21 protein-coding genes and 8 tRNA genes are annotated in these 21,486 nt (G+C 38.3%); 10 read left to right on the plus strand and 19 right to left on the minus strand.

Annotation, left to right across the window (positions count from 1 at the left end; genetic code table 11):
- Nucleotides 1–60: 60 nt before the first annotated feature.
- The 3 genes from AC1M9M_RS10645 to AC1M9M_RS10655 form a co-directional block, all read right to left on the minus strand.
- Nucleotides 61–399, minus strand: coding sequence for an FKBP-type peptidyl-prolyl cis-trans isomerase (locus AC1M9M_RS10645; RefSeq protein ID WP_035268363.1), 339 nt, complete (start codon nt 397–399; stop codon nt 61–63).
- 38 nt (nt 400–437) lie between these two features.
- Entirely contained in the window at nt 438–968 is a 531-nt protein-coding gene (locus tag AC1M9M_RS10650; RefSeq protein ID WP_035268360.1) for a YaeQ family protein, read from the minus strand.
- A 102-nt stretch (nt 969–1,070) separates the two neighbouring features.
- The gene (locus AC1M9M_RS10655) at nt 1,071–2,072 is read right to left on the minus strand and encodes a CobW family GTP-binding protein (protein ID WP_481596311.1); all 1,002 of its coding nucleotides are present in this window, start codon (nt 2,070–2,072) and stop codon (nt 1,071–1,073) included.
- 581 nt (nt 2,073–2,653) lie between these two features.
- On the opposite strand from AC1M9M_RS10655, the gene AC1M9M_RS10660 reads away from it, so the two are divergent.
- Both AC1M9M_RS10660 and AC1M9M_RS10665 read left to right on the plus strand, forming a co-directional pair.
- Nucleotides 2,654–2,884, plus strand: a complete 231-nt coding sequence (locus tag AC1M9M_RS10660; RefSeq protein WP_035268355.1) for a hypothetical protein — start codon at nt 2,654–2,656, stop codon at nt 2,882–2,884.
- Nucleotides 2,885–3,110: 226 nt separating this feature from the next.
- Entirely contained in the window at nt 3,111–3,461 is a 351-nt protein-coding gene (locus AC1M9M_RS10665) for a hypothetical protein (RefSeq protein WP_228143104.1), read from the plus strand.
- A 31-nt stretch (nt 3,462–3,492) separates the two neighbouring features.
- On the opposite strand, the gene AC1M9M_RS10670 is transcribed toward AC1M9M_RS10665, so the two are convergent.
- The 5 genes from AC1M9M_RS10670 to AC1M9M_RS10690 form a co-directional block, all read right to left on the minus strand.
- A complete protein-coding gene (locus tag AC1M9M_RS10670; protein WP_035268353.1) occupies nt 3,493–4,008 on the minus strand; it encodes an acyl-CoA thioesterase in 516 nt (171 codons plus the stop codon).
- A gap of 170 nt (nt 4,009–4,178) precedes the next feature.
- Nucleotides 4,179–4,358, minus strand: coding sequence for a hypothetical protein (locus AC1M9M_RS10675; RefSeq protein ID WP_035268348.1), 180 nt, complete (start codon nt 4,356–4,358; stop codon nt 4,179–4,181).
- Nucleotides 4,359–4,511: 153 nt separating this feature from the next.
- Nucleotides 4,512–5,507, minus strand: a complete 996-nt coding sequence (locus AC1M9M_RS10680; protein WP_481596312.1) for a patatin-like phospholipase family protein — start codon at nt 5,505–5,507, stop codon at nt 4,512–4,514.
- Nucleotides 5,508–5,638: 131 nt separating this feature from the next.
- Nucleotides 5,639–6,886: a sodium/glutamate symporter gene (gene gltS, locus AC1M9M_RS10685; RefSeq protein ID WP_481596313.1), complete on the minus strand. Its 1,248-nt coding sequence runs from the start codon at nt 6,884–6,886 to the stop codon at nt 5,639–5,641.
- Between the two features lie 511 nt (nt 6,887–7,397).
- A complete protein-coding gene (locus AC1M9M_RS10690; protein WP_092766984.1) occupies nt 7,398–8,651 on the minus strand; it encodes a DcaP family trimeric outer membrane transporter in 1,254 nt (417 codons plus the stop codon).
- Nucleotides 8,652–9,027: 376 nt separating this feature from the next.
- On the opposite strand from AC1M9M_RS10690, the gene AC1M9M_RS10695 reads away from it, so the two are divergent.
- From AC1M9M_RS10695 to AC1M9M_RS10715, 5 genes are all read left to right on the plus strand, one after another.
- Complete coding sequence (locus AC1M9M_RS10695) at nt 9,028–9,735, plus strand: nitroreductase (protein ID WP_481596314.1); 708 nt, start codon at nt 9,028–9,030, stop codon at nt 9,733–9,735.
- Between the two features lie 146 nt (nt 9,736–9,881).
- Nucleotides 9,882–12,056, plus strand: a complete 2,175-nt coding sequence (gene yccS / locus AC1M9M_RS10700; RefSeq protein WP_481596315.1) for a YccS family putative transporter — start codon at nt 9,882–9,884, stop codon at nt 12,054–12,056.
- A 101-nt stretch (nt 12,057–12,157) separates the two neighbouring features.
- Entirely contained in the window at nt 12,158–12,718 is a 561-nt protein-coding gene (locus AC1M9M_RS10705) for a YcxB family protein (protein ID WP_035268336.1), read from the plus strand.
- Between the two features lie 155 nt (nt 12,719–12,873).
- Nucleotides 12,874–15,489 carry a PepSY domain-containing protein gene (locus tag AC1M9M_RS10710; RefSeq protein ID WP_481596316.1) on the plus strand — a complete coding sequence of 872 codons (2,616 nt, stop codon included), beginning with the start codon at nt 12,874–12,876 and terminating at the stop codon, nt 15,487–15,489.
- 142 nt (nt 15,490–15,631) lie between these two features.
- The gene (locus AC1M9M_RS10715) at nt 15,632–16,372 is read left to right on the plus strand and encodes a YdcF family protein (protein WP_481596317.1); all 741 of its coding nucleotides are present in this window, start codon (nt 15,632–15,634) and stop codon (nt 16,370–16,372) included.
- A gap of 5 nt (nt 16,373–16,377) precedes the next feature.
- On the opposite strand, the gene AC1M9M_RS10720 is transcribed toward AC1M9M_RS10715, so the two are convergent.
- The 11 genes from AC1M9M_RS10720 to AC1M9M_RS10770 all read right to left on the minus strand — a co-directional run bounded on the left by AC1M9M_RS10720 (nt 16,378) and on the right by AC1M9M_RS10770 (nt 18,953).
- Nucleotides 16,378–16,848: a DUF2750 domain-containing protein gene (locus AC1M9M_RS10720; RefSeq protein ID WP_035268330.1), complete on the minus strand. Its 471-nt coding sequence runs from the start codon at nt 16,846–16,848 to the stop codon at nt 16,378–16,380.
- A gap of 76 nt (nt 16,849–16,924) precedes the next feature.
- Nucleotides 16,925–17,000 (minus strand) — tRNA-Val (locus tag AC1M9M_RS10725).
- A 92-nt stretch (nt 17,001–17,092) separates the two neighbouring features.
- Nucleotides 17,093–17,169, minus strand: a tRNA-Asp gene (locus AC1M9M_RS10730).
- A gap of 51 nt (nt 17,170–17,220) precedes the next feature.
- A tRNA-Val gene (locus AC1M9M_RS10735) sits at nt 17,221–17,296 on the minus strand.
- A gap of 23 nt (nt 17,297–17,319) precedes the next feature.
- Nucleotides 17,320–17,396 (minus strand) — tRNA-Asp (locus AC1M9M_RS10740).
- A gap of 13 nt (nt 17,397–17,409) precedes the next feature.
- Nucleotides 17,410–17,485: transfer RNA gene (locus AC1M9M_RS10745), tRNA-Val, on the minus strand.
- A 22-nt stretch (nt 17,486–17,507) separates the two neighbouring features.
- Nucleotides 17,508–17,584 (minus strand) — tRNA-Asp (locus tag AC1M9M_RS10750).
- Nucleotides 17,585–17,633: 49 nt separating this feature from the next.
- Nucleotides 17,634–17,710, minus strand: a tRNA-Asp gene (locus AC1M9M_RS10755).
- Nucleotides 17,711–17,732: 22 nt separating this feature from the next.
- Nucleotides 17,733–17,808 (minus strand) — tRNA-Val (locus AC1M9M_RS10760).
- Nucleotides 17,809–18,020: 212 nt separating this feature from the next.
- Nucleotides 18,021–18,548, minus strand: coding sequence for a cell wall-recycling L,D-carboxypeptidase ElsL (elsL, locus tag AC1M9M_RS10765; RefSeq protein WP_481596318.1), 528 nt, complete (start codon nt 18,546–18,548; stop codon nt 18,021–18,023).
- A gap of 36 nt (nt 18,549–18,584) precedes the next feature.
- Nucleotides 18,585–18,953 carry a YbaN family protein gene (locus AC1M9M_RS10770; protein ID WP_035269059.1) on the minus strand — a complete coding sequence of 123 codons (369 nt, stop codon included), beginning with the start codon at nt 18,951–18,953 and terminating at the stop codon, nt 18,585–18,587.
- Between the two features lie 99 nt (nt 18,954–19,052).
- Between AC1M9M_RS10770 and AC1M9M_RS10775 the strand changes: the two genes are divergently transcribed.
- From AC1M9M_RS10775 to dapE, 3 genes are all read left to right on the plus strand, one after another.
- The gene (locus AC1M9M_RS10775) at nt 19,053–19,898 is read left to right on the plus strand and encodes a DUF1853 family protein (protein WP_481596319.1); all 846 of its coding nucleotides are present in this window, start codon (nt 19,053–19,055) and stop codon (nt 19,896–19,898) included.
- 126 nt (nt 19,899–20,024) lie between these two features.
- Nucleotides 20,025–20,177, plus strand: a complete 153-nt coding sequence (locus AC1M9M_RS10780; protein ID WP_092766976.1) for an entericidin A/B family lipoprotein — start codon at nt 20,025–20,027, stop codon at nt 20,175–20,177.
- A gap of 138 nt (nt 20,178–20,315) precedes the next feature.
- Entirely contained in the window at nt 20,316–21,449 is a 1,134-nt protein-coding gene (gene dapE, locus AC1M9M_RS10785) for a succinyl-diaminopimelate desuccinylase (protein ID WP_035269063.1), read from the plus strand.
- The last annotated feature ends 37 nt before the right edge of the window (nt 21,450–21,486 follow it).

Genomic DNA, 21,486 nt, shown 5'->3' on the forward strand with positions numbered 1-21,486 from the left:
CGCTCAGGATTGTTGTAACATAAAAAAGCCCCGCAATGCAGGGCTTTTCATCGACTTTAATTAATCACGAGTTTTTACATCGTACAATTCAATTTCAAAGATTAGATTAGAATTGGCTGGGATAATATTCCCCATTTTACGCTCACCATAAGCCAAATGTGCAGGCACAATTAGTTTACGCTTACCCCCAACTTTCATTCCAATAATACCTTGATCCCAACCTTTAATGACACGACCTGTACCAATCACAGTCTCAAAGTAATTACCACGGTCTAATGATGAATCAAACTTCGTACCATCTTCCAACCAACCAGTATAATGAGTGGTAATTAAAGCACCTTTTACAGCCTCTTTACCTTCACCTACCACCAAGTCAATAATTTCTAATTCAGCCGTCATGTGCTTACTCCAAATTTAATCTTTAAAATCTTAGTGGCTTACTGTAATTGAGTCCACTCAATCTCAGCTTGACCTTGATCTGAAATCAATGTCCACTCGCCATCCATCACATTCAATTGCAGTTGCATTGTACGTTCGCACAATGCTTGGATTTGTGCCGTTGTTTTTTCACTGAGTTGCCAGATTTGCACATTTTTCAATGTTTTCAATTTACTGTTGCGCTTATACCATTCATCCACTGATGATCCATAAGTGACCACCGCAACTTCCTTACAACGCGCACTCGCTTTTTTTACTTTATCTTCGTCTGGACTACCCACTTCAATCCATTTTTCTAACTGACCTGTTAAATCTTTCTGCCAAAGTGCTGGCTCATCAGTTTCAAATAAATCTTTAGTAAATTCTAAATGCTCATCTGCAAAACGAGCATATGCCAATACTCGAACCATCAAACGTTCAATCGTTTCCGACGGATGTAGAGCCATCGTTAACTGATAGTCGCCATATTGATGAACATCCATATTGGCTATGTTTAAATCTGCTTTATAAATCGTCGCTTTTAACGCCATAAGGGGTATCCTCAAATTTGGTGCTAAGCATACCCGATTCAGCGTGCATTGAGAAAATGCTTTTCAATCCGTCTGTATTCTGAGTTGAATGATCTAACGATTTTATTGATCATCGATTCGCGCCTTAAGAATTGATTGCTCTAAATGCTCCCAATCTTGATTCTGCTGGGTTATCACTTCAATCCGATTATCAATATTCTCTTCGCCTGATTTGTAATTGAATTGATCAGGATTAAAATTGAATGTCATCCAACCTTGGTTGGTATTGAAGATGCCTTTAATACGTACCCAGTGTTTTAGCTCACAAAGGATGTCTAATAATTCATAAAAATCAAACTGCCAACGTTTTGGAAGCTTCCATCCTGCCACAATATACCCTTGAGCCTGTTCGACGTAATGATATGGAAGTTGCTTTACAGCAGGCATTTCCACATCAGCTTTGAACTGTCGCTGAACCTTGAATAAGGGTTGCATTGAACGCTGAATTCCCACATAAGGATAATCAATTTGTTCTAAGCGAATATTGCCTTGATCAGCTTCAAGCCAATGTGGAATATAAGCTAAATATTGTTGTTTTAAATCAGCCAATTCTTTTCGATCCATGTCATTCATGTCCGAAGCATGAGACACAACCACAACTTGAGCCGCTTTTAACTGATCTTGATATAAACTCTGCCTCATCCAATCAGAGTCATGTAAACGAGATCCATCAATCACGGTCACTACAGAACGCATCGCAACTAGATGTTGCCAATGTGGTTCAGTCAGTTGTTCAACCAACTGTGCAGGATGACCCAACCCTGTCGGCTCTATAAATAGCCGATCTGGGTGAGATTCTTGTAATAACCGAGACAATGCAATTTGCATTGGCAATTGACTTGTACAACACAGACATCCACCCAATAGCTCTTTGATTTCATAGCCATCATTATTTGGCAATAACTGTTGATCAACGCCAATTTGACCAAACTCATTCATCAATACAGCCCATCGCTCATTTTTAGGTTTAAATTTGAGAAGTTGTTGTAAAAGCGTGGTTTTCCCTGCACCTAAAAAACCTGTAATGATATGTGTAGGCACTGACTGAGTTGCAAGTACTTTCAAAATGGATCTCTGAATTTGAAGAGGTGTACGGATTCTTGTCGGAATTTATCTAAAAAACAAGTCTAGGATAATTTTCCTCATAATTTATATGAATGCATGAATTCAAAAGACTAAATGATTGGAATTAAATAGGATAAGTGAACTGTTGAATCAAAATTGAAAATATGTAAATCTATTTCACAGATCATTACTCTGAATTTAATTCAAAACTTCAATTTTGATTTTATAATCGAACCTTTTCAAATGTAAAACTAAGTAAAAAAATTGCTGTTTTTTTCTTCACCATGACATATTTTTTGACAACTTTATGCGGCATATTGACTCTCATTGAGACAAAAAAACTACATTACACCTTGGTTTGTTAGTCGTGCGTTAACTATCGTGTTTCACTTTGTTGCATTGATTGCCCAATTGAGCTTCTGGACTTAGGATGAATTTCGTTGACTCGCTAACCGTATTAGATGCGATTCAGCTTTTAACATTTTACGCGATGATCTAGATTTAATTTCATATTCGCTTCTCTCCTCGGAAAGCTTATGAGATTAAATTCTAATTTATTTTATTGAATAAGGATGCCACTCATGAATTTAGTTAAAACTTTATTAGCAACTACACTTGCCTTCACAGCTTTCTCAACATTTGCTGCAACAGAAGCAAAAGATGAAAAAAAACAGGAAGTGTTGATTTCTTCTCAAGAACAACCAGTGAATGCTGAAACTACTGCTGCTGGTCAACCAACAGCTGCTCAACCGGGTACAGAGGTTGCAGCTGAAGAAGGTACTGAAGCTCCTGTAGCTCAACCTGCTCAGTAATTAATCAAAAATAAATTGACTGAATTTTAGACCAAGTCTTCCCCCGATGGCTTGATCTGATTAAAAGTAGAGCTTTGCTACAGCTCTACTTTTTATGCCTGTTTTTTTTTGAATAATTCTCTATAAATTACGATAAACACATATACATAATTATTATAAAACGATATAAATGACAAATAAATCACATATTTTAACCAAAAAGCCAATTTAATTCTAAGCACGTGACATGAAAATGAAGAAATTTCTTGGGATAGCTATACTCAGCCTATGGCTGGTTGCATGTTCCAAACCTTTACCAGAGGATAAACTGGATTATGTAGGACATTGGATTAGCGCGGACAGTCGTGTTCAATTGAATATTACTGCTAATGGTCGTATAGAATATAGTAACAATCAGCTCAGTAAAAAAACCGCCGTTTCAGCTCCAATTAAACAGTTTTCAGATACTGGATTTGAAACAGGTTTAGGTCCTATCAACACGAAATTTATTGTCACTCGTCACCCCTACAAGGATGCACAAGGGAATTGGTACATGATTGTCGATGGACATACCCTCGCCAAGCTACAAAATCCATAAAAAAAGACTTCACATGGTGAAGTCTTTTTTCTTAAACCGATTTCTTATATATGCTGCAAGAAGGATGATGATTTTCATTCAAACGAGCAATTTTACGATGCTCAGCAGCTTCAAAACGACAGCGTTTCCAGTCATTATCTAGGTTTAGCGGTGGAATTTGTTTTGGTTTCCCATGTTCATCCACAGCGACCATTGTGAAATAACAACTATTGGTATGTCGTACCGTACGTTTTTGAATATTTTGTGCTTCAACGCGGATCCCAATTTCCATTGAGGTACGCCCCACATGATTCACACTGGCTAAAAAAGTCACCAACTCACCCACGTGGATTGGTTCTTTAAAGTTCACTTTATCAACAGATAAAGTTACCACATAAGAACCTGAATATCGACTTGCACACGCATAAGCAACTTGGTCAAGCAGCTTTAAAATTGTTCCACCATGTACATTACCTGAGAAATTCGCCATATCCGGCGTCATTAATACAGACATCGTTAATTCAGACTGATCATCTGCAAGCGGTAACGCTTGGTTAAATTCGGACATAAATATTAGAACTCAATCATGACAGGAGATTTAATACACTATTATAACTTTTTTCTTGATTATAAAATGTTTAAATCAGAAACAAACTCCAATAATTTCAAGACTTGATAGCTTAAAAGTATCAGAGGAAATCATTCACTCTCAGAAACTATGATAAATTTGCTTAAAATTTATTCATCTTTGACTAAACGAAGCATCTCAGCAGAAATATTATCGTATTTTAACTTTAACGATGCTTGATTCTTGACTTGGATTTCATAGGTTTCATCATAGTTAATTCGTATTATTTCGAATGTAATATCTGAATTTGACGCTAAATAAACAATTTGACCAACTTGAAAAACTGACACACTACACCTTAATTTATATTTCATCTTTTTAAGGGTTAGATAAAGTACTAACCCTCATTTTTATGACCCCAATATAACAATCATTCAATTTATAACAATGATTTTACTTATTTTTTATATATATTTTATGAGACAATTAAGATCTGATTCAATTTAGCAATTTAAACAAACAGCTCTTTTACTATCATCATGGGCAGGATACTGATGAGCATCATATTGTCCTATCGTCCGATGACGTATCTGATCTAATAAACTAACTTTGTTCAATGCTGCAGTCATACCTGCTTGAATCGTATTTTCACGACCCTTAACATCAAAGATATGTGCTTTTTCTCTTAGATCTGGCTGTATCACAATATCTGCATTTTTTAGCTCGTTATACGCGATCTTATTTTGCATAATATTTATATTTTGATTAAACATCCCCCACACATTCGAGGTTTCCGTGTGCTCTGGCTGGGCCAAAATATCAACAGCAATGACAATATCTGCCCCTAATTCTCTCGCCACATTGACTGGTACAGGACTCACTAAACCGCCATCAACATAATCCTTATCAGCAATTTTTACGGGAATAAACATACTTGGAATAGAGATAGAAGCTCTCACTGCTTGCCCAGTATTACCATAGTTAAATACTGTTAAATTTCCATTTTTTAACTCTGTTGCCACCACATACATTGGAATAGGAAGCTGTTCTAAGGGCATAAAGTCCACTTGTTTATTGACATAGTTCTCAACCTTAGCGCCATCAAAAAATCCTTGAATACCAATGTTAAAATCACGTACATCATTGACTTGCATATTTAATGCAACTTCACGTAACGATTTTGCTGATTTTCCACTGGCATATATTGACCCGACTATACTCCCTGCGCTGGTACCAACAATAAAATCAGGCTTGATTCCACGTTGCTCTAAAACTTCAATGACACCAATATGCGCATAGCCTCGCGCTCCCCCACTCCCAAGCACCAATGCAATACTTGGAGCATCAGTTTTCTTATGCTTATTTTTAATGATATGAGATGAAGCATCCACCAAAGGTGTAGACACAGATTTTGAAAGCTGAGCTTTGGCTACAACCTGTTGACAGGCTTGTAAGCCAATCAAAGGTAAGAGGGAAATCAGGAGTACAAACTTCTTCATTGCATCAGAAATTAAAAATCAAAACTGAATGAAAGCATATCATTGACAAGTCGTCTGTATGAATTTTTTATGACAAAAAGCCCCAGATGCGGGGCTTTTTGTACATGACATTTTATTAAGAAGATTTTATGTTAAGCAAAGAATTTTAAAATCATCTGAATTACAGTTGCATTAATTAAGTCAACAAAAAATGCGCCACATAAAGGTACAATGAGGAATGCTTTATGTGAAGGACCATACATATTTGTAATCGCCTGCATGTTTGCAACAGCTGTTGGTGTTGCTCCCATACCGAAACCACAGTGACCTGCTGCAAGAACTGCTGCATCGTAGTTTTTACCCATCACACGGAAAGTGATAAATGCTGCGTACAAAGCCATAGTTAAGGTTTGAGCTGTTAAGATTACAACCAATGGGCCTGCAAGATCAGCCAATTGCCACAACTTAAGTGAAAGAAGTGCCATTGCTAGGTATAACGATAAAGAGGCATTACCAAATACATCAATTGCACGATCGAAGATTTCCACTTTCATGAGACCTTCGAGGATGTTACGCAGGATAACACCACCACCTAATGCCCAAACGAAAGTTGGAAGCTCAAACCAAGTACCTTTACTATAACCTGTCATAAATTCAGCAAATGCCAAACACGCAGCAAATAACCCTAATGTGGTAATCGCATTGTCCGCAGTGATTAAACGAACTTGATTACGGTTTTCAAAAGGCACAAACTCGCCTTGATCATTCGGATTTGCAATTGCATTCGCATCACGTGTATCTTTTTCAACCGAATTCGTCACTGGTGATGAAAGCTGGTGCTTATTAATCAATAATTTCGCTAATGGACCACCAATCAAACCACCAATAATCAAACCAAATGTCGCACTTGCCATACCCAGTGCTAAAGCACCTTGAATACCATGCTCGACTTCTAAAATCTCACCCCATGCACCAGCAGTACCATGACCACCCGTTAAGGTAATAGAACCTGCAATTAAACCAATAAGTGGATCAATACCAAGTAACGTTGCAAGGCTCATACCGACAAAGTTTTGTACGATAATAAATGATGCGACACAGATCAGGAAGATCACCAGTCCCATACCACCTTCTTTGAGTTTGGCGAAGTTTGCACTCAAACCAATCGAGGCAAAAAACACCAACATGAAACTGGTTTGCAATTCACTACTCGTGGTAATGCTGTAACCCCACAAATTGTGAACAATTAACGAAACTATGGCAGCAACCAAACCACCAGCTACAGGCTCTGGGATATTATATTTTTTTAAGAAGTCGATTTTGTTGACAAGAAAACGGCCAAGCAATAAAACTATTACTGCAGCAATTAACGTGTAAAAAGCGTTAAAAGTAAATTCCATCATTAATTCTCAGCAAATACAGATGACTGTTAATTCATATTATGCTTGTTTTTTAATCAATAAGATTTATTTCGAATCTCACATCCAAAAATAAACATATCCTTATTCAATATTGATTATCTAAAAGAATAGATAAAATTTTTAATTGAGTAACAATATATTAATTCCTCGATTTCATTGGATTCAATCTTGTTAATAAAAAACATACACTTTTCAAAATAAATCAGTAGCACAAAACGCACTCTATTCTTAGACATGCGTTTTGCTAGATACAATTGATTTATGGCTCAAACAAACACTTAAATATGTTTTAGTGAACTTAAAATGATTAAGAAATTCCTGATGATCAGGACTGCTCACTGTTTAAGCCGAACATTATGCACTTTTTTTTATATTTCGCATTACTTTTGTTTATTCAATCAGCAAGATTCAGACATTCTTTAGTCTGAACTGATGAATGACAAGTGAATAAAAAAACCGAGACTATGCTCGGTTTTTTTATAGATCATGCTTAGAAGCTGTATTTCGCCATTAGGCCTACACGGTCATCATTATAGCTTTGACCTGCGAAAGTCTCACGCTTACCATTGATATATTCAACACCTAAATCAACAGGTTTCACAGGTGTATAGATAAAGTTAATCCATGCTTGTTGAACAGTTTCATTTGCACTTGGGTTCGCTTTAGCATATCCCGTGCTGTCATCAGCATAGTGTGCGCCATAAGCCAGTGTTGAGCGTAACTGAGGTGAGAACTTATATGTAGCACCAAGTTGGGTTGCAATAAACTCATTTTGTTCAATATTGTTATTTGCATCGACAACATAAGCACTATTTGAGCCATATAAATAGTTGCTGTTTCCTTTTACATAAGACACGTCAGCAGATACTTTGAGTGGTTCGCTAATTTGGTAATTTGTACCGATCGCTACACCAAAACCAGTCTTATCATCACCAGCGGTATCAGATTTATAATTTTCGATTAAGGCACGAGCTGAAGCATTACCTTTACCCTCTGCATAAGCTTGCGTGACTTTTGCAGTTAAAGTTGGAAGACGGTATTTAATACCATCTCCAGTAGAATTACCCTCTTCAGCTGAAATAAATAATTGAGTTGTTGGCGCTAATTTGTGAGACCAACGCACTTGCGGTAAACGGTTTGTTCCGCCACCAATGTTGGTACCAAAATCGATCATTTCTGGGGCATGATTTGACAAGAAGTTTGAAGTAGTTTGACCGAATAACCAATTATTTAGTGTTAAATACGCATGACGAATACGTAATGCTTCATTTGAGCCTGCAAAGTCCACTTCTACTTTACCACCAACGTCTGCCCCTTCTACTTTAGATTTGAAATCTAAACCAAGACGTGTTGTTTTTGCAGTTGCACGTAATTTATCTTCAACTAACGGATTATTACTCGTTCCAACGCTGTTTACAGCATTAAAGTCATTGTCAGCACCTTCAATGATATAGTTCGCATCCCCACGTACAAAACCATATAGATTCACTTCAGCACCTGCTTTAGTTTTCAAGTTTGTAGGCGCTGCTGCTACTGGTTGAGCTTTAACTTCAGCCAATTGTACTTGCTGCTGTTGTTGTACTTGATGTTGCTGTTGAATTAAAGCTTTTAACGCTTCAACTTCTTGGCGTAATTTTTGAATTTCATCTTTTTCAGTCGCTGCTTGTGCAGTAGAAACTGCAAAAGTTGCAACTGCGATTGCTAAACTTTTCTTTAAAAATGTTTGATGTTTTGATTGACTCATTAAAAATCTCCAATTATTTCATCTTGCATCCGTGCATATATGCTTGGTCAACCTGCTGAATCCCAATCACAACGTTTGATTAATTTAAAATAATCAACGATGCACTAAACTGCTTTTTTTTAAATTTGATGAATTGATTAAAATAAATACGTAACATAATGTGTATTCGTTGTAACTTAATCTAGCAACTTATGTTTCATAATTAAATGTTTTTTATTGTCAAAACCAATTTTCTCAATCACAATTTCTGATGATGAATTGAAAAAAGTTTATATCTGTATAATTTATAAAATCTTTATTTAAAAGCATATTCAAAATTATACCTTAGTCGTAGAGACATCATGGATCATCCAAAATTATTCAAATAGGAGTTGCAATGTCCACAGAACATACTCAAGCCGTTGATGAAGTGATCACTGGCCGCCAATCTATACGTGCCTTTTTAGATCACCCCGTAGACACAAAACTTATCCAAGAAATCTTAGAAGTCGCATCAAGAGCACCTTCTGGCACAAATACTCAACCCTGGAAAGTCTATGTGGTGACAGGCGCACGTCGTCAACGTTTAATTGATCAAGTTTGTCATGCACAAATGCAACTTTATCAAAACCCTGAACTTGCTCAACAATACAACGAGACTTTTGCTTATTATCCAGAAACATGGATTTCCCCGTATATCGATCGTCGTCGTGAAAATGGTTGGGGACTTTATGGGTTGCTGGGCATTCAAAAAGGTGAAAAGGATAAGATGGCTGCACAACATCTTAGAAACTATCAATTATTTGATGCACCTGTTGGCATTTTCTTTACCGTGGATAAAGCCATGGGCATTGGCTCTAAAATGGATATTTCCATGATGATTCAAAATGTTATGCTAGCAGCAAAAGCACGTGGTTTAGATACATGCCCTCAAGCGGCATGGAATCATTTTCATCAAATCGTCACTGATGTTCTGGATGCTCCTGCCAACGAAGAACTCGTTTGTGGGATGGCTTTAGGCTATGCCGACCCTGATGCGCTTGTGAATACTTTCAGAACACCTCGAGTTCCAGTTGAAGAGTTTGCTGTTTTCTTGGAAGACTGATTTTTTAAGGATCAAAACGCTCATTCAGTTAGGGTGGTTTTATAAAGACAAACAGTTAATTTCAAGCATATAATCCCTATTTAAATTAGATGAATATTCAACTTATATTCATCTCCCCCTATCCTCTATTCATAAAGGATTCTGGTTTGAACAAATGGCTGATTCAGCTTAAAAAAGCGACCTATAATACTTCATTTATGTATAACCTGCGGATGATCGTCGCTTTCGCAGGTACCGCGTTTATTCCCTATCTGTTAGATCAGCAATTGATGACAATTCCATTAACATTAGGGGTTGTTGCTGCTGGGCTGAGCGACATCGATGATCGCTTCTCAGTACGTATCATGAATCTGATTTATACCTATATTGGTTTCTTTATTGCGGCAGCTTCTGTTCAACTGTTATTCCCATATCCTGTGCTTTTTGCTTCAGGCCTGATCATCTCTTGTATTGGTCTCATTTTACTAGGCTCATTAGGCAGACGTTATGCCACCATCTCATATGGTTGCTTAGTGATTTCTGTCTATGCCATGCTAGGTGTTGATATTTTTGACGAATGGTACATGCAACCCAGTCTTTTGGTGATTGGTGCCATTTGGTATGGGATCTTGTCTACGCTTAGTTTCTTGCTTTTTCCAGCTCGACAAGTTCAAGATCAACTCTCGAAAAGCTATTCTTCACTCGGTGATTTCCTTTTTGCTAAATCCAATCTCTTTGATGTGGATATGACAGGCTATAGCTACCAAAAAAGTATGATCAGCTTGTCGCTGGAAAATGGGAAATTAGTAGGTATCTTCAATGATATGAAAACCACACTCCTTACCCGACTAAAAGGAGACCGTGGTCAAAGTGATACCCGTCGCAGCTTACAATATTATTTTATTGCACAGGATATTCACGAGCGCGCTGACTCTGCGCATATTGATTATCAACAATTAACCAAAGCCTTTGAACATAGTGATATTTTATTTCGCTTCCAACGCATTTTGACACTGCAAGCAAAAGCATGTAAAGATTTAAGTGAAAGCATCTTAAATCGCACAACTTACCAGCATAATCCTCGTTTTGAACATGCATTTAGTAATCTCAGAAAGTCATTAGAAAAAATCCGTGATGAACAAAAACATGATCTTATCTGGGTTAATGCTCTTTTTGCCTTACTCCAGAACTTAAAAGCCATCGATGCTCAATTACGAAATCTTGAAACTGAACGGCATATTAAATTTGACCGCACTAAACATTTAGAAAACCAACTTAAAGATGACGATCTGAAAGGTTGGGAAGATATCGTTTCTCGTATCAAACAAAATTTAACCCCTGAATCCGTTCTCTTTCGACATGCAATTCGTGTTTCCATCGTACTTTTCATCGGATATGTATTTGTTCAAGTCACCAATATCGAATACGGTTATTGGGTACTGTTAACAGCCCTATTTGTTAGTCAACCAAACTTCAACGCCACAAAACGTCGACTCAGACTCAGGATCATGGGAACACTCGGTGGCATTACTCTTGGTTTTGCAATTCTGTATTTCGTTCCTTCTGTTGAAGGTCAACTCTTATTATTAATTGTGAGTGGTGTCCTATTTTTTGAATTACGCAGTAAGCAATATGCGCAAGCCACTGCCTTTATTACGATCTTAGCCTTAATTAATTTCAATTTGGACGGTTTAGGTTTCCAAGCAGCATTTCCTAGAATGTTAGATACTTTAATTGGCTGTGCATTGGCATGGTTTGGGGTAAGCTTTATTTTTCCAGATTGGAAATTCAGACGACTCCCCCATTCAATCAGACGTTCACTCGAAGCTCAATGTCAGTATCTTACTGAAGTCGTACAACAGTACCATCATGGACGTAATAATAGTTTGAACTACCGCGTAGTCCGCCGCACTGCACATAATCGTGATGCGGATGTCGCATCACTCATATCGACATTAGCAACAGAACCTGATTTTGATCCAACGCAAAAATCTCTAGCATTTGAGTTCCTCTGTCTCAATCATACATTTATCAGCTATATTGCTGCGCTAGGTGCACACCGTGAAAAAATTCAAGATCAGTCAACATTAGAACTACTTCAACAAGCGTTAAATGATATCCAAGGTGCTTTTTTACGAGATGAATTCCCTGAGCTAAATCTGACAAATTTGGAGTCCGCGATTCGTGAACGTTTGAATAAAGATGATCAGGATTCACATAAATCATTGATTGTTTTACAGCAACTTTCTTTAATGCTTGGTGTATTAAGACGATTAAGTACCTTAAAACAAAGTTTAAGTCATGAACATGATACTCAATCCAGCGCATTGGCATCACTGTAAATGTTGAATTTTCAAGGCAGTAAATTAGTACAATATACTCCCTGATTGTATTAATTTAATGCTAAACTCTGCTCAGATATACACATTTTGTTAACGAAACTATGACTGCAAAAAACTTATACGCCTATACTTTACAACCCGTTCCTTACGAGGTTACTGAAGCTGAACAACGCCATGCGCAACTCGCAATCTGGCGCAGCACAAATAAAATTGGAACTAAAGCTTGGGCTATTATGGGTGCAATTACTGCGCTTGCAATTTTGGGTCTAATTTTTATTAAAAATTACTCTACTGTATTTTGCTGGGTGGCTTTAGTCTGTGTGCTGACATACTTTTTAGTACGAAAGTTTGGACTAGAATGGTACGCTAAACGCAAAATGAATGAGTTTCCAGTACAAGAAATTACTGGAATTAAATTAGGTGTTCAGCCTCATGGTATCGTGATGCGTCAAAAAATGGGACTACAAGAAGGTGTAGGTTCAATTGGTTGGAAAGATATCTATGAGTGGTATAACACGCCAGATTTCATTTTGGTGAACTTTAAAGTTAAAGGTCAGCAAGGCGCTTATATCTTGCCAAAACGAATGAACAGCAAAAACTTCTCTTTCGAGACCATCCGTAAACATCTTAAAGAAAGCGTAGGTGAGCCAAAATCACTGTAAATACGGCTTTATATTAAAACCTCCGACTTTGGAGGTTTTTTTATCACAATTTTTTATATGAGAATGAGAATAAATATTATCTTCAAATACATTCCACTTTTTTTGAGTTAGGTTATAATCGCACCATTCAAAAATTCCAATTCACTCAGACCCTTATGTTCAAGAAAATATTTTTCCAGTTACACTGGTTTTTCGGAATAACAGCAGGCCTTATTTTGGCACTTATGGGTGTCACTGGGGCAATATATTCTTATGAGCAGCAAATTATCAAGCTGATCAATCAGGAAAGTTATACAGTTGTTGCTGAACAACGCCCAAAATTAACACCAGCTGAAATTTATCAACATTTCCAGCAGGAGCATCCTGACCTTAAAATCAATAGCATTACGATTGCTGCTCAACCTACTGACTCATCAAGTATCAATGTTGCGAAGGAAGGCGAACGTCGTGGTTTGACCATGATGATCAATCCCTACAGTGCTGAATTACTACCTGAAATTAAAGGTCGAAAATTCTTCGCATTCGTACAACAACTACATCGTAACTTGACAGTCGGACCAGTTGGAAAACAAATTACCGGTGCATGTACACTGATTCTTATTTTCTTTGTCCTCAGTGGCTTATATCTACGTTGGCCGAAAAAACACAGTTTCAAACAATGGTTTTCAGTTAAACCCAAATTAAAAGGTCGAAACTTTATTTGGGATTTACACGCAGTCGTTGGAACATGGGTGGCCATTTTCTATCTCATGTTGGCTTGCACAGGTTTATATTGGTCATATGACTGGTGGCGCAACGGCATGTTTAAAGTGCTTGGTGTTGAGCGCCCGCAACCCCAAATGCAAGCGGGAGGTCCTGGTTCAAATGCTGGACCAAATGCTCAACGTGAAGGACGTGAAGGACGTGAAGGACGTGAAGGACGTGAAGGACGTGAAGGACGTGAAGAGCGTAAATCACTCCAAACAGAACAGATTCACTTTGCGCTCAACCAATCTTGGTCTACGTTTGATCAACAGTTTAAAAATCAATTTTCTTCCGTAACCTTCACCATTCCTAAACGTGCAAACGGTGAATTAGAACTGAGTTTCGTTGATCCTGTTCCGCAACATGAACGTGCTCGTAACAAAGCGACTGTCGACTTAAATACGAATCAATTGAAAGATGTTGAATTGTACGAAGACAAAAAGCTCAATGAAAAAATCATGAGCAGCATGTTACCTGTACACCGTGGCAGCTTCTTTGGTCCTATTTACCAGTTCTTCGCGATGTTAGCTGCACTCGCTATGCCGTTATTCTTTGTGACTGGTTGGATGCTCTACCTCAAACGCCGCAAGCAAAAACAATTGACCCGTGAAGCGAAGCAAAATTTAGCAATGGTTGATGTTGATCCAAATGCCAAACCTTGGCTCATCGCTTATGCAAGTCAAACTGGTGTATCCGAGCAATTGGCTTGGCGTACAGCTTCAATTCTGCAAGCAGCACGCCAACCCGTCACTGTTAAATCAGTGCAAAGCCTGACCACTGATGAGCTACAAACAGCATCTCAAATTCTAGTGGTCGCGAGTACTTACGGTACAGGTGAAGCTCCAGACTTAGCTGCAAGCTTTGAAAAGAAATTGATGTCTCATCCACTGAATCTAAGTCATGCTCAATTCGCAGTTATGGCACTTGGTTCACGTGAATATCCTGACACTTATTGTAGTTTTGGTCATCGTATTTATGACTGGTTCAGTGCATCTGGTGCAACTCCGCTCTTTAATGTGATTGAAGTGGACAATGCCAATAACCAAGATATTCAAAATTGGACAGATGCACTCGCACAAGCTGCTCAATTGGAATTAGCAACACTATCTATTGATAAAGTCTTTGATCAATGGAAACTTCAAAAACGTACACTGCTCAATCCAAACAGTTTGGGTCAACCTGCTTATAATTTAGAGCTTGAGTCTGATCACGACGCGATCTGGCAAGCTGGAGATATTGCAGAAATTCAACCAGGCAATAGCATTGAACATATTCAAGCATTTTTACAACAACACAACTTAGATGAGGCTTTAGTTCTCGCAACTACAGGTCAAACCTTAGTTGAAAGCCTGTGGAATAAAAATTTAAATAGCGAGATTCAGCCATTTAATACAGCTGAAGAACTCGTTGAGCAGCTTGAAAACTTACCTACTCGTGAATATTCGATTGCTAGTATTCCAACTCAAGGCATGATGCGATTGGTGGTACGTCAACAACGTGATGAACAACAGCAACTCGGCTTAGGCTCAGGCTGGTTAACACATCATGTTGCGGTTGGTGCTCAGGTACAACTTCGTATTCGAACCAATGAATCATTCCATTTAATTGATGATAATCGACCGATTATCTGTATCGGTAACGGGACAGGAATCGCAGGGCTAATGAGCTTAATTTCAGCTCGCGTACGCTTAGACTACACTGACAATTGGCTCATCTTCGGTGAACGCCAACGCGAACATGATTTCTTTTATAAAGAAACAATCGAAGCTTGGCAAAATACAGCGATGTTAAAGCGTATTGATCTTGCGTTCTCTCGAGACCAACCAGAAAAAGTCTATGTACACCATATTCTGCGTCAAAATGCGGATGAAGTCGTTAAATGGATTCATCAAGGTGCTGTAATCTATGTGTGCGGCAGTATCAATGGTATGGCAAGCGATGTTGATCTAGCCTTAATTGAAATCTTAGGTGAAACTACTGTAGATGAATTAAGACAAGCTGGTCGCTACCGTAGAGACGTTTATTAACACGGTTATTATGATCAAACCCGAGCACGATTTTTATTTAATCTGCTCGGTTTTTTTATGCGCTATACTTTTTCGCATTTCCCACTAGTGATGATATCGAATGTATATAAGGATTTTAAAATTTTTCGCTTGGTTAATAGCATTGATACTATTAATCGATGGAATCATTTTAATCAGTCAAAATAAAATTCATTTAGGTACTGTACTTCCAGCATTTATTGGCATAATGATTATTGTATGTCTGTTTTTTAATAAGAAAATCCAACACTACCGTTTGAATCATTCTAACTTTAACTTGTTTTGGAAAATGGGATGGACAATTTTTTCCATCTGGTTAATCAGCTTGGCTATTTTTTTTTATTTTTTAGCTAAATCAAATCATTCCCCCATCATGAATACACCACCTGATGCGATTATTATTTTGGGTAGTGGTTTAATCAATAACCAACCCTCCCCAACGCTTCAGGCTCGATTAGACCAAGGTGCAACGATCGCCGCTCAATATTCCAGTAGTTCTATTATTGTAACTGGCGGTTTAGGTTTTGATCAGAAAATTACTGAAGCTGCAGTGATGAAAGCATATTTGATCGACAAGTATCGTATTCACCCACAGCGTATATTTGAAGAAAGTCAAAGCACCAGCACCGAACTCAATCTAAAAAACAGTGTTCCGCTTCTAAACAGAATAGGCTTAAACCAAGATAGTCATATTGTGGTTGTCACCAGTGATTTTCATACCCCACGTGCTGCAGCCATTGCCCGATTTCAAGGTTATACCCAAATCACATCAGTCAGTGCTGAAACTCCTTTAACCACACGATATAACGCATGGCTTAGAGAATATTTTGCTTATATTAGTGGCTGGATCTTAAAAGAATACTAAATTTTTTATTTATCATGTATTCGGATTTTTCGAGGAGAAGGAACCCCTTCTCTATTTAATTTTTCAGGTTGATCGATCGATAACTGGTATAGATAAGCTTTTAGGTCAATTAGAAATTGTCGCCCCGATACCAAAACATTTTGACCTTCTGGCATCAAGTTCAGTGACAAGTGAGTATTATGTTGTCGAATATAAGGAACAACTTGTTCAATAAATGGTATCAGTTGGATTTCCTCCACATGATATTTTTCCCACTTATCACGAACCAATAATTGTGCCATTCCTTTACTTTGCCAAACAGCAAGCGTGCGCTGACCAGATGGAGTGGAGCACAATGCCCAACCATCATTATATAAACTATAAACTTTAGCCTGAGCTACAATTGTTTCCATAAATTGTTGGTATTGTTCTTTTGGAGAGACAACTGTAGAGGCAATAGAGGTACTTGAAGGCTTACGCTGGTATGGATTTCTCATAATTCTATTATAAACATGAATTCATCATATTTTATATAAATTATAGAAACTTAAAAGACTTTTTATAGAAAGAATATGGTGGGCGCTGACGGGATCGAACCGCCGACATTCTGCTTGTAAGGCAGACGCTCTACCAACTGAGCTAAGCGCCCTTGAGGAATAAAAATAGCACCGCTATTTTTAAGATGCAAGAAAGAAATCTTGCTGATTTAAACCATTATATCTAGACAAGGGATCTAGAAAATGGCGCAGCGGACGGGACTCGAACCCGCGACCCTCGGCGTGACAGGCCGATATTCTAACCAACTGAACTACCGCTGCAACGGCAACTGCTTACGCAATTAGGGTCATATAAGCTTTTCAGCTTGAATATGGTGGGCGCTGACGGGATCGAACCGCCGACATTCTGCTTGTAAGGCAGACGCTCTACCAACTGAGCTAAGCGCCCTTATTAGGCTTTGATTTTTAGGATGGCGCAGCGGACGGGACTCGAACCCGCGACCCTCGGCGTGACAGGCCGATATTCTAACCAACTGAACTACCGCTGCATCACAAAAAATCTGGTGGGCGCTGACGGGATCGAACCGCCGACATTCTGCTTGTAAGGCAGACGCTCTACCAACTGAGCTAAGCGCCCTTAATAAGGTCATTACATAAAATGGCGCAGCGGACGGGACTCGAACCCGCGACCCTCGGCGTGACAGGCCGATATTCTAACCAACTGAACTACCGCTGCACTTATGTAATATCTCTATTAAAGTACAAACAATCTATTAAGTTTAAAGTGGCGCAGCGGACGGGACTCGAACCCGCGACCCTCGGCGTGACAGGCCGATATTCTAACCAACTGAACTACCGCTGCACTAAAACTTAACGTAAAGGCTTGGTGGGCGCTGACGGGATCGAACCGCCGACATTCTGCTTGTAAGGCAGACGCTCTACCAACTGAGCTAAGCGCCCTTTACGACTTCATCGTTTGTGTGGTGCATTATAGAGAATCCTCAGATACTGTCAAACGCTTTTCTACAGGTTTCTCAGTTTTTCAGTTTGAATGATTAAAAAATAGATCATTTCTCTTGAAAAATCGCTTTTTTGTCTATTATTTGCCTGATTGGAGATATGTTTTTATTTTTATTCAAAGTTTTTATCACAACACATTTTACGATTCTGATTTAAATTTGATCCAATTCGATCTCTTGTTCTGAAATATAGACTAAAGCGCCTTCGTCCAATATATCAAATAGCTCAATGACATCTGCACTGTGCATTCGAATACATCCATGTGATTTAGGAATACCTAAAGGTTCTGACTCTGGCGTACCATGAATATAGATATATCGATTATAGGTATCACAACCCTCCCCTTGATTAAAACCAGGTTCTAAACCTGCTAACCAAAGAATTCGAGTTAGAATCCAGTCACGTTCTGGAAATTGGTCACCAAGTTCCACATCATAGATCTCCCCAGTCCAAATTCGTGCTTTAAAAACAGCATTGATTGGGTGGTCATCGCCAATTTTTTGTTCAATGCGATGCCATCCTCTTGGTGTTTTACCTGAATTTTCCTGTTCACCTATACCGTTCAATCCAGTAGACACCAAATAGCTTTTTTTCATACGTGGTATATATAGAACTTGTTTCGCCATATCAATCAGGATATCCGCCTGACTTAGGGTATAACTTTCAAGATTTGGGTTCATACAAAACTCAGCGTTAAATTATTTTTAATCATTTATTTAAACAATATTTTTTGATTCAGGTCTTAACCACAACCAAATCGCGACAATTAGCATGGTGAGATTCGTAAAAATTTTTACTAAATCAGGAGCATTGGTATAAAGCATAAGAATACCGCTGATCAACATCATCATCGAGGCGAGCCATTTTGCTTTGCGTGGAACCGTGCCATGCTCACGCCAATTTCGCAGTGTTGGTCCATATTTAGGATGATTGAGTAGCCAATCATCAACCTGTGGCCAACCTTTTGAAGCAGCCCATGCGGCAAGAATTAAAAAGACTGTGGTTGGCAATCCTGGCAATAGCGCACCAATAAAACCTAGAGTCACAAAAATAATGACCAAGCTCCGCCAAAACACGATTTTCATACCGCAACTCATTCAGTTGAATCTCACTAGTATATATGCTTTTGTGGTAGTGTCTGATTGTAAATTTATTTTCAATTTTGAATTCTAGTTGGAGAAACGGTGCAATCTGATTTTTATGAGCCATGGCAGAACTTTCATCATACAATTGTACGTCAACTGGCTTTTGTCATCGCAAGTCCTAATATTATTCGTTTTGCGCCTAAAGAATTAACGATCGTTCATCCTTTTGAATTGCACCATAAACAATTTTGGCAAACTCAGTACGAAAAATATATCTCCAGACTGCATGATCTAGATCAAAACCCACAAGAGCTGATTGATTTTATTCAGCAACTTAAAAGTACGCGTCTAGGTTTGCGCTTTGAATATTTAATGTGGTTCTGGCTGCAAGATGATCAACGCGATCAAGCTGATTTTTCGCTGTTAGATCACAGTGTTCAAATCATTGACGGCCGCCATACTTTGGGTGAAATTGACTTTGTGATATTAAATCATCACACCCAAGAAATTGAACAATGGGAAGTTGCACTGAAATTTTATTTAGCAGAACAAGACTTTCAACTTCAACATTGGTACGGATTAAATCGAAGCGACACTCTATTTAGAAAGCTCAATCATTTTACGCAAAAGCAATTTCAATTTACTGAAGCCAATACTTATAAAATTGATCGAAAAATTGCGGTGATAAAAGGTCAACTCTACTTTCCGTATCATACCGAACTTCAAACCTTACCTAACTGGGTCAGCCCACATCGTCGTATAGGCACATGGGGACATCAATTACGATCATCTTTTTATCGACTGGAAAGACAGGAATGGATTTGTCCGAATGCAAGTCAGACTTCAAATGAAGCACATTGGTGGAGTAATGGGCTTTATCACAATGTACAAACAAATCAGTTTTATATGTACCGTCAACCAGCTTTAAAGCTCCCTTACGTGTAGTTCGTGTAATAAAAAAATGTATCGAATACAATTAATAACATTCTGATAATAAAACTCTCATATTCTTCTAAATGATTAATTTTTATTCTGATTAAGCATCAAAATAATTTACAATCATTGGAGATAATGATGAAAAAAGTATTAGCCGCTTCATTCGTAGTTGCATTTGTATTAACTGGTTGTAATACATTCAAAGGTTTTGGACAAGACGTTTCAAAAGCTGGGGAAACTGTAACAAATACTGCTGAAAAAACTTCAAACGAAATTCGTAACAACTAATTCGAAGTTGAAGCTAAAAGCCCTATTTTTTAATAGGGCTTTTTTTATTTAAATTTGATTCCCTTGAATGATTAATATTTTGCATCAAATTCAACATACTTTATGATAGTTCGACTTTGACCAATTCGATTTCTTTCCATGACCCAATCTGCAACACTCGATTTAAGCTTACAATTACTTCGCCAACCTTCAGTGACTCCAGTCGATCATAACTGTCAAAATATTATGGCTGATCGATTATCAAAGATTGGTTTTAACATTGAAAATATGCGTTTTGAAGATGTTGATAACTTATGGGCTCGTCGCGGGACTGAATCACCTGTGTTTTGTTTTGCGGGTCATACTGATGTTGTTCCTACAGGCAATCTAGAAGCGTGGAACTCCGATCCATTCGCCCCAGAAATTAGAGATGGAAAGTTATACGGGCGTGGCAGTGCAGATATGAAAACGGCGTTGGCAGCCATGGTAATTGCCTCTGAACGTTTCGTTGCTAAGCATCCAGACCACAAAGGTTCGATTGCTTTTTTGATCACTTCAGATGAAGAAGGTCCATCTATCAATGGAACAGTGAAAGTTGTAGAAACTTTAGAAGCACGCCAAGAAAAAATGACATGGTGTTTGGTCGGTGAACCGTCAAGTACGAATACTTTAGGTGACATTGTTAAAAATGGCCGTCGTGGGTCTCTCAATGCCAATTTAACCGTGAAAGGTAAGCAAGGGCATGTGGCCTATCCACATTTGGCAATTAACCCAATTCATACAGCCTCAAAAGCAATTGCTGAATTATGTGAGACAGAATGGGATCAAGGCAATGAGTATTTCCCTGCAACGTCTTTCCAAATCTCGAATATTTCTGCTGGAACGGGTGCAACCAATGTTGTGCCTGGCACGATGAACTTATTATTTAACTTCCGTTATTCTACAGAAGTTACTGCTGATGAATTAAAAGCACGTACACATGAAATTTTAGATCGCCACGGCGTTGAGTATGATATCGAGTGGACACTATCAGGTTTACCATTCCTTACCCCTGTTGGAGAGCTCGTCAATGCTGCCAAAAAAGCGATTTTGGATGTGACTGGCACGACAACAGAATTATCAACCAGTGGTGGTACATCAGATGGTCGCTTTATCGCACCAACTGGAGCTCAGGTACTCGAACTGGGAGTACTTAATGCCACGATCCACCAGATTAATGAGCATGTTGAAATCGCACATTTGGAACCTTTGGCTGAAATTTATGAAAAAATCTTAATTGAGCTATTGGCATAACATTAAAATTTAAGAGCAATGAAATATAAAAAAGGAT

The organism is Acinetobacter sp. ANC_7503 (genome assembly GCF_056780035.1).

Coding starts and splice junctions, on each gene's coding strand:
- AC1M9M_RS10645 (WP_035268363.1), bottom strand. CDS start 399: ATGACGGCTGAATTAGAAATTATTGACTTGGTGGTAGGTGAAGGTAAA.
- AC1M9M_RS10650 (WP_035268360.1), bottom strand. CDS start 968: ATGGCGTTAAAAGCGACGATTTATAAAGCAGATTTAAACATAGCCAAT.
- AC1M9M_RS10660 (WP_035268355.1), top strand. CDS start 2,654: ATGAATTTAGTTAAAACTTTATTAGCAACTACACTTGCCTTCACAGCT.
- AC1M9M_RS10665 (WP_228143104.1), top strand. CDS start 3,111: ATGAAAATGAAGAAATTTCTTGGGATAGCTATACTCAGCCTATGGCTG.
- AC1M9M_RS10670 (WP_035268353.1), bottom strand. CDS start 4,008: ATGTCCGAATTTAACCAAGCGTTACCGCTTGCAGATGATCAGTCTGAA.
- AC1M9M_RS10680 (WP_481596312.1), bottom strand. CDS start 5,507: ATGAAGAAGTTTGTACTCCTGATTTCCCTCTTACCTTTGATTGGCTTA.
- gltS (WP_481596313.1), bottom strand. CDS start 6,886: ATGGAATTTACTTTTAACGCTTTTTACACGTTAATTGCTGCAGTAATA.
- AC1M9M_RS10690 (WP_092766984.1), bottom strand. CDS start 8,651: ATGAGTCAATCAAAACATCAAACATTTTTAAAGAAAAGTTTAGCAATC.
- AC1M9M_RS10695 (WP_481596314.1), top strand. CDS start 9,028: ATGTCCACAGAACATACTCAAGCCGTTGATGAAGTGATCACTGGCCGC.
- AC1M9M_RS10705 (WP_035268336.1), top strand. CDS start 12,158: ATGACTGCAAAAAACTTATACGCCTATACTTTACAACCCGTTCCTTAC.
- AC1M9M_RS10710 (WP_481596316.1), top strand. CDS start 12,874: ATGTTCAAGAAAATATTTTTCCAGTTACACTGGTTTTTCGGAATAACA.
- AC1M9M_RS10720 (WP_035268330.1), bottom strand. CDS start 16,848: ATGAGAAATCCATACCAGCGTAAGCCTTCAAGTACCTCTATTGCCTCT.
- elsL (WP_481596318.1), bottom strand. CDS start 18,548: ATGAACCCAAATCTTGAAAGTTATACCCTAAGTCAGGCGGATATCCTG.
- AC1M9M_RS10770 (WP_035269059.1), bottom strand. CDS start 18,953: ATGAAAATCGTGTTTTGGCGGAGCTTGGTCATTATTTTTGTGACTCTA.
- AC1M9M_RS10780 (WP_092766976.1), top strand. CDS start 20,025: ATGATGAAAAAAGTATTAGCCGCTTCATTCGTAGTTGCATTTGTATTA.
- dapE (WP_035269063.1), top strand. CDS start 20,316: ATGACCCAATCTGCAACACTCGATTTAAGCTTACAATTACTTCGCCAA.